The organism is Providencia alcalifaciens DSM 30120 (genome assembly GCF_000173415.1).
Taxonomy (GTDB): domain Bacteria; phylum Pseudomonadota; class Gammaproteobacteria; order Enterobacterales; family Enterobacteriaceae; genus Providencia; species Providencia alcalifaciens.
This window is the reverse complement of record NZ_ABXW01000074.1, coordinates 59,989-74,225: the sequence shown is the minus strand read 5'-3', so window position 1 is coordinate 74,225 and position 14,237 is coordinate 59,989. Positions and strand designations below refer to the sequence as shown.

Annotated in this window: 16 protein-coding genes; 14 read left to right on the top strand and 2 right to left on the bottom strand. The window is 41.1% G+C overall.

Annotation, left to right across the window (positions count from 1 at the left end; all coding sequences use genetic code 11):
* Positions 1-18: 18 nt before the first annotated feature.
* From PROVALCAL_RS18350 to PROVALCAL_RS18330, 6 genes are all read left to right on the top strand, one after another.
* Entirely contained in the window at positions 19-249 is a 231-nt protein-coding gene (locus PROVALCAL_RS18350) for a hypothetical protein (protein WP_006660853.1), read from the top strand.
* Entirely contained in the window at positions 246-839 is a 594-nt protein-coding gene (locus PROVALCAL_RS18345; protein WP_006660852.1) for an HNH endonuclease signature motif containing protein, read from the top strand. Before PROVALCAL_RS18350 ends, PROVALCAL_RS18345 begins: the two co-directional genes overlap by 4 nt.
* Entirely contained in the window at positions 833-1,000 is a 168-nt protein-coding gene (locus PROVALCAL_RS19815) for a hypothetical protein (RefSeq protein ID WP_006660851.1), read from the top strand. The genes PROVALCAL_RS18345 and PROVALCAL_RS19815 overlap by 7 nt, the downstream gene beginning before the upstream one ends.
* Before the next feature lie 242 nt (positions 1,001-1,242).
* A complete protein-coding gene (locus PROVALCAL_RS18340; RefSeq protein WP_006660849.1) occupies positions 1,243-1,449 on the top strand; it encodes a hypothetical protein in 207 nt (68 codons plus the stop codon).
* Positions 1,449-1,700: a hypothetical protein gene (locus PROVALCAL_RS18335; RefSeq protein ID WP_039862418.1), complete on the top strand. Its 252-nt coding sequence runs from the start codon at positions 1,449-1,451 to the stop codon at positions 1,698-1,700. Before PROVALCAL_RS18340 ends, PROVALCAL_RS18335 begins: the two co-directional genes overlap by 1 nt.
* The gene (locus PROVALCAL_RS18330; protein WP_006660847.1) at positions 1,675-2,808 is read left to right on the top strand and encodes a site-specific integrase; all 1,134 of its coding nucleotides are present in this window, start codon (positions 1,675-1,677) and stop codon (positions 2,806-2,808) included. The genes PROVALCAL_RS18335 and PROVALCAL_RS18330 overlap by 26 nt, the downstream gene beginning before the upstream one ends.
* A 123-nt stretch (positions 2,809-2,931) precedes the next feature.
* On the opposite strand, the gene icd is transcribed toward PROVALCAL_RS18330, so the two are convergent.
* Positions 2,932-4,185, bottom strand: a complete 1,254-nt coding sequence (icd, locus tag PROVALCAL_RS18325) for an NADP-dependent isocitrate dehydrogenase (protein WP_039862415.1) — start codon at positions 4,183-4,185, stop codon at positions 2,932-2,934.
* A gap of 647 nt (positions 4,186-4,832) precedes the next feature.
* Here icd and rluE point away from each other — a divergent pair.
* The 8 genes from rluE to PROVALCAL_RS18285 all read left to right on the top strand — a co-directional run bounded on the left by rluE (position 4,833) and on the right by PROVALCAL_RS18285 (position 12,671).
* Positions 4,833-5,474, top strand: a complete 642-nt coding sequence (rluE, locus tag PROVALCAL_RS18320) for a 23S rRNA pseudouridine(2457) synthase RluE (protein WP_050788092.1) — start codon at positions 4,833-4,835, stop codon at positions 5,472-5,474.
* Positions 5,467-5,916, top strand: a complete 450-nt coding sequence (locus tag PROVALCAL_RS18315) for an NUDIX domain-containing protein (RefSeq protein WP_006660843.1) — start codon at positions 5,467-5,469, stop codon at positions 5,914-5,916. The genes rluE and PROVALCAL_RS18315 overlap by 8 nt, the downstream gene beginning before the upstream one ends.
* A gap of 83 nt (positions 5,917-5,999) precedes the next feature.
* Complete coding sequence (mnmA, locus tag PROVALCAL_RS18310; protein WP_039862435.1) at positions 6,000-7,121, top strand: tRNA 2-thiouridine(34) synthase MnmA; 1,122 nt, start codon at positions 6,000-6,002, stop codon at positions 7,119-7,121.
* A 2-nt stretch (positions 7,122-7,123) separates the two neighbouring features.
* Positions 7,124-7,750, top strand: coding sequence for a high frequency lysogenization protein HflD (gene hflD / locus PROVALCAL_RS18305; protein WP_006660841.1), 627 nt, complete (start codon positions 7,124-7,126; stop codon positions 7,748-7,750).
* Positions 7,751-7,768: 18 nt separating this feature from the next.
* Complete coding sequence (purB, locus tag PROVALCAL_RS18300) at positions 7,769-9,139, top strand: adenylosuccinate lyase (RefSeq protein WP_006660840.1); 1,371 nt, start codon at positions 7,769-7,771, stop codon at positions 9,137-9,139.
* A 184-nt stretch (positions 9,140-9,323) separates the two neighbouring features.
* Positions 9,324-9,998 carry a two-component system response regulator PhoP gene (phoP, locus tag PROVALCAL_RS18295; protein WP_006660839.1) on the top strand — a complete coding sequence of 225 codons (675 nt, stop codon included), beginning with the start codon at positions 9,324-9,326 and terminating at the stop codon, positions 9,996-9,998.
* 1 nt (position 9,999) lies between these two features.
* Entirely contained in the window at positions 10,000-11,457 is a 1,458-nt protein-coding gene (gene phoQ, locus PROVALCAL_RS18290; protein WP_006660838.1) for a two-component system sensor histidine kinase PhoQ, read from the top strand.
* 89 nt (positions 11,458-11,546) lie between these two features.
* Complete coding sequence (locus PROVALCAL_RS18285; RefSeq protein WP_006660837.1) at positions 11,547-12,671, top strand: ribosomal protein uL16 3-hydroxylase; 1,125 nt, start codon at positions 11,547-11,549, stop codon at positions 12,669-12,671.
* 105 nt (positions 12,672-12,776) lie between these two features.
* Here the strand turns inward: PROVALCAL_RS18285 and pepT are convergent, their stop codons facing one another.
* Positions 12,777-14,021: a peptidase T gene (gene pepT / locus PROVALCAL_RS18280; protein WP_006660836.1), complete on the bottom strand. Its 1,245-nt coding sequence runs from the start codon at positions 14,019-14,021 to the stop codon at positions 12,777-12,779.
* Between the last annotated feature and the right edge of the window lie 216 nt (positions 14,022-14,237).

Sequence of the window (14,237 nt, the reverse complement as noted above, 5' to 3'; positions counted from 1 at the left end):
TGTCACGGTGTATTTATTATGAAAAATAACCTAGAAGATTTACATAACTACTTGTTCATGCAATTGGAAAGGCTGTCTGATGAAGATCTTAAAGGGGAAGAACTTAAAGAGGAAATTGGACGCGCAAAGGCTTTATCCGCAGTTGCATCACAAATTGTAAATAATGGGCAGTTGGCGATTAGTGTTAAGCGTATGGCTAGTGAAGGACGTATTAAAGACGCCCCTAATTATCTGGAAGTTAAAAAATGAGCCGATTTTCTTATAACGAAGAAATGCGTGATTGGATGCGTAAAAACTACCTATTATCGCTCCCTCAACTCACCATTAACTTTAATAGCCAGTTTGGTACCACTCGCTCAAAAGACATGATCAATGGGTTACGTAAAAGCCTTAAATTGAAAACTGGTAGGTCTGGAGTGTTTATTAAAGGTCATATACCCGCCAATAAAGGTATTAAGGGTTTAAAGGGGGCAAATTCAGGATCTTTTAAAAAGAATCATATTCCTCATAACCGCCATGAAATTGGCGCAGAAGTCATAGCTACAACTGGATATATCAAAGTAAAAATAGGCTTACCGAGCAAGTGGAAATTTAAACATATTTTGCTATGGGAAAAGAGTAACGGAAAGATACCCAAAGGTCATGTTATCAAATTCATAGATGGCAACCCATTAAACTGTACCATTGAGAATTTAATGATGATCACTAAACCAGAGCATGGAGTAATGAACCGCTTCTTTTCTGGTGTATCAGCTGAATATAAACCGGCTATCTTGCAATTGGCTAAAATTAAAATTGCAATTAGAAGCATAGAAAATAAGGGGCAAGACCAATGCTAAGACATGTACATCAAAAAGACCAGGAAGTGAAAATTATCTTACCTGATGGATCGTACGGTTTTATTTCAACTGATCGCCGTTGCAAAGTCTCCTACGATTTGCCGGCAAATATCAAAATTGAAATACAGCCACCGGTATCGAAACAACAAGGTGGGAAATAATGTTTGGTTTATTTTTACTAATATGTAGTGCAATGAATTGTCAGTTTGAGCCATATGGCTATATCTATCCTAATGAAATTAATTGTTTAATCGATAGGGAAATTGAAGCTGGCAAAGGAAAAATCGCAGAGTGTTACCCGGTAGACTCGGTTATACCTGATAAAAATTGATTAAGCTTAATCAGTTTTGTTTTTTAGTAATAATTAACATGGTGGTTTATTCAAAACCAATGAGTAACCACCATGAAAGAACCACAATTAATTTCTTGGGTATCCGGGGAACAATTATTAACTGAATTTGATATTAAATTAGGTAAGTTAGCTGCAAGTGTAAAAAATAGACCATGCACTGAGGCTGAAATAAGAAATGCATGTAAAACTGCAGATAAAGCTATTTTATCAATGATGAGGCAAGACCAAAATGAAAAGAAATATCACAGGAGGCTATGATGTCTAGAATGATTAACCTAGCGACATGGGCTCAACTAGAATTTGGTGATAACGCTCCTAGCCAGCAAGTTTTAATTAAGTATGCCAAAGCAAATATGATGGTTCCACCGGCATTAAAAGTAGGTAAACGGTGGATGATAGATCGTGATTCAAGGTATGTAGGGGTTATTTCAACACCTCAATTACCAAACCACTCAAATGAAAAATTGCTAAGGATCTTATCAGATGGCAGCAAGACCTCGTTCTCATAATATCACTGTTCCAAATTTATATTGCAAACTAGATAAAAGAAATGGAAAAGTTTATTGGCAATATAAGCACCCATTAACAGGCACATTTCATAGCCTTGGCACTGATGCTGAAGAAGCTGCGCAGGTTGCGTCTCAAGCTAACACCATTATTGCAGAGCAACAAACAAAGCAAATTTTAAGTATTAATGACCGCCTTTCTGGTATTAAAAATAAAAAGCTTGGTATCAGCGTAACTAATTGGATAGATAAGTATCTCGAAGTGCAAAAAGATAGACTTGATGCTCAAGAACTTAAGTTCAACTCATATAAACAAAAAATTAAACCCTTAAATTTATTTAGACAGCATTGTGGAACTCTATCTCTTAAGGATATTACCGCATTAGAGATATCGAGAATTATCGATGAAGTTAAAATGCTTGGACACGACAGAATGGCTCAAGTGGTTCGTATGGTTTTAATTGATGTATTTAAAGAAGCCCAACATTTTGGTCATGTACCTCCTGGTTATAACCCTGCTCTTGCAACCAAACAACCTAGAAATAGAATTAAAAGGGAGCGCTTAAATTTTGATGAGTGGAAGGTCATTTATGCACAAGCAGAAAATCATCCACCTTATTTGCAATGCGGTATGCTTCTAGCGATTGTAACCGGTCAACGGATTGGTGATATCGTGAAAATGAAATTTTCAGATATTTGGGATGATATGTTACACATTGAACAAGAGAAAACTGGATCTAAATTAGCAATACCTCTCTCAATTCGATGCGACGCAATTAACATGACGCTTAAACAAGTTATTTCTCAATGTCGAGATTCTGTTGTTAGCCCATACCTAATACATTATCGTCATACAACCTCACAAGCCAAGCGAGGTGAGCAAGTTACAGCAAACACATTAACAACAACATTCAAGAAGGCTAGAGATAAATGTGGGTTAACTTGGGCTGAAAAATCAGCACCATCTTTTCATGAGCAACGTTCTTTATCTGAAAGACTATATCGAGAACAAGGGATTAATACTCAGAAACTACTTGGGCATAAGTCTCAAAAAATGACGGATAAATATAACGATGATCGAGGAAAGGAATGGCAAATTGTTGCCATTTGAATAGCCTGCTTTTTGAGCTATTTTGGGGAGGAGTTTTGGGGGGAGTTTTGGGGAGCAGTTCATTTAAACAAAAAGAAAACGGGAGTTTTTAGGCTCCCGTTATTAATCACACTACGTAATAAATTACATGTGTTTGATGATTGCGTCGCCGAATTCGCTACATTTCAGTAATTTAGCGCCTTCTAATTGACGTTCGAAATCGTAAGTTACAGTCTTAGCCGCGATTGCGCCTTCCATACCTTTAACGATTAAGTCTGCCGCTTCAACCCAACCCATATGGCGCAGCATCATCTCTGCAGACAGGATGATAGAACCTGGGTTCACTTTGTCTTGGCCTGCATATTTAGGTGCAGTACCGTGAGTTGCTTCGAATAGTGCGCATTCAGAACCGATGTTTGCACCTGGTGCAATACCGATACCGCCAACTTGTGCGGCTAATGCATCAGAAATATAGTCACCGTTCAGGTTCATACACGCAATAACATCATACTCTGCTGGACGTAACAGGATCTGCTGTAAGAATGCATCTGCGATAACATCTTTAACAATGATATCTTTGCCTGTTTTTGGATTTTTAATTTTAACCCATGGACCGCCATCGATTAATTCACCGCCAAATTCTTCTTGTGCTAACTGGTAACCCCAATCTTTAAATGCACCTTCAGTGAATTTCATAATGTTGCCTTTATGAACTAAAGTCACTGAGTCACGGCTATTATCAATAGCATATTCAATCGCAGCGCGAACTAAACGTTTAGTCCCTTCTTCAGAACATGGCTTAATACCGATACCGCAATTTTGAGGGAAACGAATTTTCGTTACACCCATTTCATTTTGCAGGAATTTAATCACTTTATCTGCTTCTGCACTACCAGCTTTCCACTCAATACCAGCATAAATATCTTCCGAGTTTTCGCGGAAAATAACCATGTCAGTGAGTTCAGGTTGTTTAACTGGGCTTGGCGTGCCTTTGTAGTAACGTACAGGACGTAAGCAGATATATAAATCAAGCTGTTGACGAAGAGCAACGTTGAGGGAACGAATACCGCCACCAACTGGTGTGGTTAATGGACCTTTAATAGAAACGCGATAGTCGCGGATTAAATCGAGAGTTTCTTGTGGTAACCAGACGTCTTTACCATATAACTGTGTGGATTTTTCACCCGTATAAATTTCCATCCAAGAAATTTTACGCTCGCCGTTATAGGCTTTTTTTACTGCTGCATCAACAACTTTCAGCATTGCAGGAGTAACATCAACCCCAATACCGTCACCTTCGATGAAAGGGATAATTGGGTTATTCGGAACGTGTAATTTGCCTTTTGCATCAATGGTAATTTTAGCGCCTTCTGCCGGAACTACTACTTTGCTATCCATTAACCTCTCCTTCACTTGCGTATTTTGCTTGTTAATTTTTTGTAAGAGACCTGTCAATACTACTGCAATCTGCGTCGAACGCCAATGATTACTAAACTAAGCTTTTATACAGATCGCATTTAACGCATTTTTTATGTGCCCAGACACTCGACACAATCAAAATAAACTTAACAAAATCAATCCATTGAAAAAGATTATTAATTCTTGAAAAAGTTAAAAACTCAGTCAAATCCCTCCGTAAGCGTTTAATCGCTATATTCCGTAGTGTATCTAAAATATCTCATTTAAACATTCGTACTGCTCACAGAAATTAATATATTTCCATATTATCTCTATGATTTAATAGGTTTAATTAAATTATTAGCATTTAATGGTTTTAATGAAGTAAAGTCAGCATCACAATGATTTCGAATGAATTTTTAATAACCTAAATTTAATCAAAATTGATTAAAATAAATAATCAAATGCTACGGTAACTTAAGATTTACAAACTGTTTATTAATGAAATAAATGAATCATTGAAATGTTAAAAAACGGATCAACCTCATTACACTGCTTGATTCACTCTTCAAAGGTGCAGCCTTACTTTATTATCAAAATATCGTTATCCTATTGCACATGACATGAATGACTCTCAATACAGTACGATGAATACACCTAATCGCAGCCGCACCAAACACTTAACTTCGCATTCCAAACGACGTCGTTCACTTGCAACGAATACATCTGCACGCGCCTCTCAGCCGCGGAAAGTGATTATTTTTAATAAGCCTTTTGATGTGCTGCCTCAGTTTACTGATGAGCAAGGTCGTGAAACGTTAAAAAATTATATTCCTGTGTCTGATGTTTATGCTGCCGGACGCCTAGATAGGGATAGTGAGGGTCTGTTAGTGCTTACGAATGATGGAAAATTACAAGCAGAACTTACCCAACCACAGAAAAAAACAGGGAAAGTCTACTATGCTCAAGTAGAAGGCGTTCCCGATGAAACCGCTCTCGCAAAATTCCGTCAAGGATTGACACTCAATGATGGTCCCACCTTACCAGCTGGGATTGAGCGAGTCGATGAACCGGAGTGGCTGTGGGTCAGAAATCCTCCGATTCGGGAGCGTAAAAACATTCCAACGAGTTGGTTAAAGATCACGCTTTATGAAGGACGGAATCGGCAAGTTCGCCGGATGACTGCCAATATTGGCTTTCCTACACTACGATTAATACGTTATTCCATGGGAAGTTTTACACTCAATAACTTATCTTCCGGCGAATGGAAGGAGGTCACTGTTGTTTAAACCAAATGTTACTGTTGCTACCCTTGTTCATGCCCAAGATCGTTTTTTAGTGGTAGAAGAATGGGTCAATAATAAGCCAACCTGGAACCAACCCGCAGGGCACCTTGAGGCTAATGAAACACTACTGCAAGCGGCTGCGCGTGAACTTTATGAAGAGACAGGTATCGTAGGCGAACCTCAAAATTTAATCAAAATTCATCAGTGGATTGCCCCCGACAATACGCAATTTATTCGTTTCTTATTTTCTCTCGAACTCGATGCCCCTTGTGAAACTCATCCTCATGATGACGATATTAGCGCTTGTCACTGGGTCACTGCCGATGAAATTCTAACCAGCAAATGTCTTCGCTCACCGTTAGTTGCCCAAAGTTTGCGCTGTTTCCAAGAAGGCATCAGTCACCCTGTAAGCGTTTTAGCCGCCTTTGGTCATCATTACGAGTAACATTATTTTCCTAACGCTGGTGCAATAAGGGGGCAACGTGCTAAAGTATGGGGCTTGATTTTTCCGCATTGAGACTATTTCCCATGTCAGATAACAGTACCAAATCAGATAACAGCCAAATTAAAGTCATCGTCGGTATGTCCGGTGGTGTTGATTCCTCCGTTTCCGCCTACTTGCTCCAGCAGCAAGGGTATCAGGTTATCGGGCTGTTTATGAAGAACTGGGAAGAAGATGATGATGAGGAATATTGCTCTGCGGCAACAGACCTCGCCGATGCTCAAGCTGTCTGTGACAAACTAGGTATTGAGCTTCGCACCATCAACTTTGCCGCCGAGTATTGGGATAACGTATTCGAACATTTCTTAGAAGAATACAAAGCAGGACGCACCCCAAATCCGGATATCTTGTGTAACAAAGAGATCAAATTTAAAGCTTTCTTAGAATTTGCCGCAGAAGATCTTGGTGCAGATTACATTGCAACAGGTCACTACGTTCGTCGCCGTGATGTTGATGGCAAAAGCCAGTTATTACGCGGATTAGACAACAATAAAGACCAAAGCTACTTCTTATACACGCTCAGCCACGAACAGGTTGCAAAAAGTTTATTCCCTGTTGGGGAATTAGAAAAACCAGAAGTTCGCCGTATTGCGGAAGAAATCGGTCTCGTCACCGCAAAGAAAAAAGATTCTACGGGGATTTGTTTTATTGGCGAGCGTAAATTCCGTGATTTCCTTGGTCGCTACCTCCCTGCTCAACCCGGTCCGATTGTTACCGTTGATGGTGAAATTATTGGTCAGCACGAAGGATTGATGTATCACACATTAGGTCAGCGCAAAGGTTTAGGTATCGGCGGAACAAAGGAAGGTTCTGAGGAACCTTGGTATGTGGTGGATAAAGACGTTGAAAACAATCAATTGATTGTTGCACAAGGTCATGAACATCCACGCTTAATGTCCGTGGGCTTAATTGCTCAGCAATTAGATTGGGTCGATAGACAACCTCTGACTGAGCCATTACGCTGTGTGGTGAAAACCCGCTATCGCCAAGCGGATATCCCTTGCACAATAACCCCATTGAGTGCCGAAAAAATCCAAGTGATTTTTGATTATCCGGTTGCTGCTGTTACACCGGGACAATCTGCGGTATTTTATATCGACGAAGTCTGCCTTGGTGGCGGCGTTATTGAAGCCCGTATTCAGGAGTAAATGTGGCTAAAAACTATTACGATATCACGCTTGCGTTAGCGGGTATCTGTCAAGCAAGTCTAATGGTACAAAAGCTAGCCCATGAGGGCTCATATAATGAGCAAGATGGTAAAACCATGGTAGATTGCCTGACTAACATGAATCCATCCACCACGTTGGATGTATTTGGTAATGATGAAGCGAATTTAAAAACTGGTTTAACCGCCCTAATGGGAATGTTAACGGGTGGTAATAGCGGGATCTCTGCGGAGATGACCCGCTATATGCTCAGCATCATGGCGCTAGAGCGCCGCTTAAGTAAAGATGACAAGGCAATGGAACAACTTGGTCAGCGAATTGAGCAGCTTGAACGTCAAGCCAGCTATTTTGAGCCAATGTCTGAAGGTGTTTTCAACGCATTAGCGGGTATTTATGTGGATGTTGTCAGTCCAGCAGGTCCGCGAATTCAAGTGACGGGTTCCCCTGACATCCTGAAAAATACCCTTGTCCAAGCCAAAGTTAGAGCCACATTACTCGCAGGTATTCGCTGTGCAGTTCTTTGGCAACAGGTTGGTGGCAGCCGCCTCCAACTCATGTTTTCTCGAAGCCGTCTGTCTAATCAGGCGAAACAAATTTTGTCTCACCTATAAAATCTGGAGTTGCTACCAATGGAATTATCCTCACTGACCGCTGTATCCCCGATTGACGGCCGTTACGGTGATAAAGTCAGCGCTTTACGCACTATTTTTAGTGAGTTTGGCTTACTGAAATTTCGTGTGCAAGTTGAAGTTCGCTGGCTGCAAAAACTGGCGGCAACCGCTCAAATCAAAGAGGTCACTTCATTTGATGCTGACGCAATCGCTTACTTAGACGAAATCGTCGCGAATTTCAGCGAAAATGATGCAATGCGTATCAAAGAAATTGAGCGTACAACCAACCACGACGTTAAAGCAGTCGAGTATTTCCTGAAAGAAAAAGTAGCCCATATTCCTGCTCTGCATGCCGTTTCTGAGTTCATTCACTTTGCTTGTACTTCAGAAGACATCAACAATCTGTCCCATGCATTAATGCTGAAAACCGCTCGTGAAGACGTTTTACTGCCACAATGGCGTCAAATCATCGATAAAGTTAAAGCAATGGCTCACGAATATCGTGAGTTACCGTTACTCTCTCGCACACACGGACAACCAGCAACACCATCAACTATTGGTAAAGAATTTGCAAACGTCGCTTACCGTTTAGAGCGCCAATATCGCCAGTTAGAGCAAGTCGAAATTTTAGGTAAAATCAATGGTGCCGTTGGTAACTACAACGCACACATTGCCGCTTACCCAGAAGTTAACTGGCACGAGTTTAGTGAAACTTTCGTGACCTCACTAGGCATTAAATGGAATCCATTCACAACCCAAATCGAACCACACGACTATATCGCTGAACTGTTTGATTGTGTTGCGCGTTTCAATACGATCGTTCTGGATTTTGACCGTGATATCTGGGGCTACGTTGCGTTAAACCACTTCAAGCAAAAAACCATTGCTGGTGAAATTGGTTCATCCACCATGCCACATAAAGTGAATCCTATCGACTTCGAAAACTCAGAAGGTAATTTAGGTTTATCCAATGCGGTATTAGGTCATTTAGCAAGCAAACTCCCTGTTTCCCGTTGGCAACGCGACCTGACTGACTCGACAGTTCTCCGTAACTTAGGTGTCGGTTTGGGCTATGCACTGATCGCTTACCAATCCACGATGAAAGGGTTGAACAAATTAGAAGTTAACGAACAACACTTGCTGGATGAGTTAGATCAAAACTGGGAAGTGTTAGCAGAACCAATTCAAACTGTTATGCGTCGTTATGGCATTGAAAAACCATATGAAAAATTAAAAGAGCTCACTCGAGGTAAACGCGTAACCGCCGAAGGCATGAAGCAATTTATCGATGGTTTAGCACTGCCAGAAAGTGAAAAAGAGCGCCTAAAAGCCATGACACCGGCAAACTATATTGGTTATGCAGTAAGCTTTATTGATGAAATTAAGTAATTAATCATATTAAGAACAGATGGCTTATTGCCATCTGTTCTTTTTATTTTCAAATATTTTCAGATTCGACTATTTTTCCGATCTGTTTGCCTTATATTTACTTAAGATCTTGTCCCTTGTCCCATCTCTTTTTACCATACCAATTATAATATTATTATTTACATGCTTTATATGAGGTTCTCAGATGCGCATTCTTATCGTAGAAGATAACGCCCTACTTCGTCATCATTTAACCGTTCAACTCAAAGAATTAGGTCATCAAGTGGATTCAGCTGAAGGCGCAAAAGAAGCTGATTACTTTTTGAATGAAAGCCATCCTGATATTGCTGTTGTCGATTTAGGTCTTCCTGATGAAGATGGGCTTTCCATGATCAAACGCTGGCGCAGTAACCATGTCAGTATTCCGCTTTTAGTGTTAACGGCGCGAGAAAGTTGGCAAGAAAAAGTGCAAGCGCTTAATAGCGGAGCAGATGACTATGTCACTAAGCCATTCCAATTAGAAGAGTTAGTTGCCCGTATGCAAGCGCTCATGCGCCGTAATAGCGGATTGGCATCCCAAGTGTTAGAACTTGAAAATTTTGTCATCGACCTCTCTCGTAAAGAATTTACCGTCAACGGCGAATCCGTCAAACTGACCGCCTTCGAATACACCATCATTGAAACACTACTGCGTAATAATGGTAAAGTGGTCAGTAAAGACTCTTTAATGCGTCAACTTTACCCAGATGCTGAGCTACGTGAAAGTCATACTATCGACGTTCTCATGGGGCGTTTACGTAAAAAAATCCAGCAGTTCCATGCTCAAGAGGTTATTGTGACTGTCCGGGGTCAAGGCTACCGTTTCGATGTGAATAACTAATATGCGATTTCGTAAATTTAGGTTCAAACCACTTTCTTTACAGGCCCGTTTTATTTGCGCGACCTCAGCCGTGATCCTCGCCTTAACCTTAGCCTATGGAATTGTGGCCGTCGTCGGGTATTTGGTAAGTTTTGACCGCACAACCTATACCCTATTACGCAGCCAAAGTAACCTAATTTACAGCCTTGCCCAGTGGCAAGATAGTAAAATTGATATCCGAGTTCCGCCTAACTTTACGCTGAATAACCCCTCTTTGATTATCATTTATGATAAAAATGGGCAGGTTTTATGGCGTCAACGGGAAGTTCCCAGCATCGAGCGCCTCATTCAACTCGATTGGCTCAAAAAAAATGGGTTGTATGAAATCGACACTGATATCGATGAAACTCGTCAATTACTGAATAATAATCCTGACTACAGTAGCCGACTTAACGATATCGATAATGTCGATGAACCATTAACTCACTCTGTTTCGGTCAATCAATATTTAGAAACCGAAACCATGCCACCGCTCACCATTGTTGTTGTGGATACCTTACCGCAAGATTTGCAAAATACTGGGGTTGTCTGGGATTGGTTTGGTTATGTGATACTCGCCAACTTCCTGCTGGTCATTCCACTGTTGTGGCTTGCCGCATACTGGAGTGTCCGCCCCATTAAGTCATTAATTTCACAAATTAGTAGCCTTGAAAAAGGTGAGCGAGAAACGCTGGATGAAAATCCACCAGCAGAACTCAGAGGATTAGTCCGCAATTTAAATATTTTGTTGAGTAACGAACGAAAACGTTATAGCAAATATCGCACAACCTTGTCAGACCTGACTCACAGTTTGAAAACACCGTTAGCGGTTCTGCAATCGACATTAAGGCTGCTACGATCCGGCAAAGAGATGACTATCGAGCAAGCTGAACCCATCATGCTGGAGCAAATAGGACGAATCTCCCAACAAGTGGGTTACTATCTACACCGCGCTTCAAGCCAAGGTGATGAGAACCTCATGTTACGGGAAATTGCGTCCGTCCCCTCTATCTTAGATAGCCTATCCAGTGCGCTACATAAAGTATATCAAAACAAAGGTGTCTCGATCACCGTAGACATTTCCCCTGAAATCACATGGTTAGGTCAACCGAATGATTTTATGGAGGTGATGGGCAACATTATGGAAAATGCCTGTAAATATTGCCTTGAGTTTGTGGAAGTCACCGCCCTTGCGGGTCACGATAGTCTAACAATTTTTGTGGATGATGATGGTCCAGGTGTTCCTGAAAGCAAGCGTAGCCTGATATTTATGCGTGGACAACGCGCCGACACACTACGACCGGGGCAAGGTCTAGGGTTATCTATTGCGGTCGATATCATCGATCAATACGATGGTGAAATCATCATTTCGGATAGCCCACTAGGCGGTGCTAGGGTCGCCGTCACATTTAGACAACAAGCCGTCATTGAAGATAGTTAATCTGTGAACTGACGCCCTCTAACCCCTGTTTTACAATCCATTTCCGGTATACTATTTAGGAAGATTTGTCATAACTAGGGAACAATAAGATGGATTATAAACTGAATCTTGACTGGCAGAGTTTTCTGGACAGTCATTGGCAGAAACGACCTCTGCTTATCAAACAGGGTTTTACGCGTTTTATTGATCCTATCTCGCCTGATGAGCTCGCGGGATTAGCGATGGAAGATGAAGTGGATAGCCGTTTAGTCAGCCATAAAGATGGCATCTGGCAGGTAGCTCACGGACCTTTCGAAAGCTACGATCATTTAGGTGAAGAAAACTGGTCGATTTTGGTCCAAGCGGTTGACCACTGGCACCACCCAAGCGCCCAACTTATGAAACCTTTCCGCGTTCTTTCTGACTGGCGTATGGACGATTTAATGATTTCCTACTCAGTGCCGGGAGGCGGCGTGGGTCCTCATTTAGACCAATACGATGTGTTTATTATTCAAGGTGAAGGCCGTCGCCATTGGCGTGTTGGGGAAAAAATCCCAATGAAACAACACAGTCCACATCCAGACTTGCTCCAAGTACAACCTTTCGATGCCATTATTGATGAAGAAATGGAACCCGGTGATATTCTGTATATCCCACCAGGATTCCCACATGAAGGTTACGCTATTGAGCCATCCCTAAACTTTTCTGTCGGCTTTCGTGCACCCAATGCGCGTGAACTCATGAGCAGCTTTGCTGACCATTTAATTTCTAATGATTTAGGCAGTTATCGCTACAGTGATCCTGACCTCTCTTTCCGTGATAACCCGGCTGAAATTCTGCAAGGCGAACAAATTAAATTACGTGAAATGATGGAGTCTCTGATTAACGACCCTGAATTATTCCGTAAATGGTTAGGTGAATTTATTTCTCAGTCGCGCCACGAATTAGACTTAGCGCCGCCAGAGCCGCCTTATGAACAAAATGAAATCTATAACCTACTGAAAGATGAGCAAGAAACCTTATATAAACTCAATGGGTTACGAGCACTTCGCGTGGGTGACCAGTTCTTTGTTAATGGTGAGTCTTTAGAGACTAAATGCTATGAAGCCGCAGACAGCCTGTGTCGTTTCGATGCGGTCAGCTATACAAATCTTGGGGATGCCCTTGACGATGTGAATTTTATCGCATTAATTACCGCACTGATTAATAGTGGATATTGGTATTTTGACGACTAATTATTTCTATAATTAACCGTTAATAATAGCAAAATGCCCCGAATGTCATCACCTCACATCGGGGCATTTTTATTGTCACTTTTTATATTAAGAACGTATCAAAAACTATTTCTCGGTATTACGCTTTGCATGAATAGCCGTTAATTCCGCAATTCGCATAATCACACTCACCGCCTGCTCCATACCTTCTTGAGTAATAAACTCATGTTTACTATGGAAGTTATAGCCACCCGTGAAAATATTCGGGCATGGTAAGCCTCGGTATGATAGCTGCGCGCCGTCCGTTCCCCCACGGATCGGCTTGATGACAGGTTCAATATTACAGTCCAACATCGCTTGTTTAGCTAATTCAACAACATGTGGATATTTCATCACTTCTTTATGCATATTGTAGTAACTATCATCCAATGTCAGCTCGATATAACAGCTTGGGTGCAGGCCTTCACCCACTTTTTCTGCGATACGGATAATATTTTTCTTTCTCGCTTCAAAATTGGCTAAGTCAAAATCGCGGATAATGTAGTTCATTTCGGCTTTTTCTACATTCCCCTTAATCGATGTTAGGTGGTAAAAACCTTCATAACCTTCTGTATTTTCAGGCGTCTCTTCAACAGGTAGCATAGCGTGAATACGGGTCGCCAAACCCAATGCATTCACCATCACACCTTTCGCATTACCGGGATGGGTATTATTTCCCACGATTTTGATAGAGACGTTAGCTGCATTGAAGTTTTCAAATTCAAGCTCACCGACACCACCACCATCGACGGTATATGCCCAACGAGCATCAAACTCTTTGAAATCGATATGTTGTGCGCCGCGACCAATTTCTTCATCTGGCGTAAAGGCGACACAAATTTTTCCATGAGGAATATTTTGCCCTTCTAAACGTACTATCGCGGTAATAATTTCCGCGATACCGGCTTTATCATCCGCGCCTAATAATGTTTTACCGTCTGTCATGATCAACGTTTTGCCAATCATTTCGTGCAATACAGGGAACATGACAGGTGATAAAACTTCATCACCAATACCTAACGCTATATCCCCGCCTCGATAATTTTCAAGAACTTGCGGACACACATTTTTACCTGAATAATCAGGGGCGGTGTCCAAATGTGAAATGAACCCAATTGCCGGTACATCCCAATCCACATTGGATGGCATCATTGCCGTTAAGCAACCATGCTCGGTTAGCGTCACTTTTTCAAAGCCAAGTAAATTAAGTTCTTTGGCTAAAGCGCGGGCAAATTTTAGTTGACCTGTACTACTAGGTACTGTTTTTGCATTCAGTTTTGATTGTGTATCAAAAGCAGTATATTCAAAAAACCGCTCCAAGAGTTTGTCCATGCTACCTCCCCCTAAATATCAATGGGGATATTATGGGAAAGATCACAGAAACAATTATTGTCTCAAATCAGATTTGCAGCTAAAGAGTGAGCAAGATAACTAATTAATTTAATTTTATAGTTCATTTCCTACTGCATTTTTGGATAACTCATTGCGTTAAGTACTATGTTATATAATGGATATCTTATATAACTAAATCCACTATAAAATAATTTA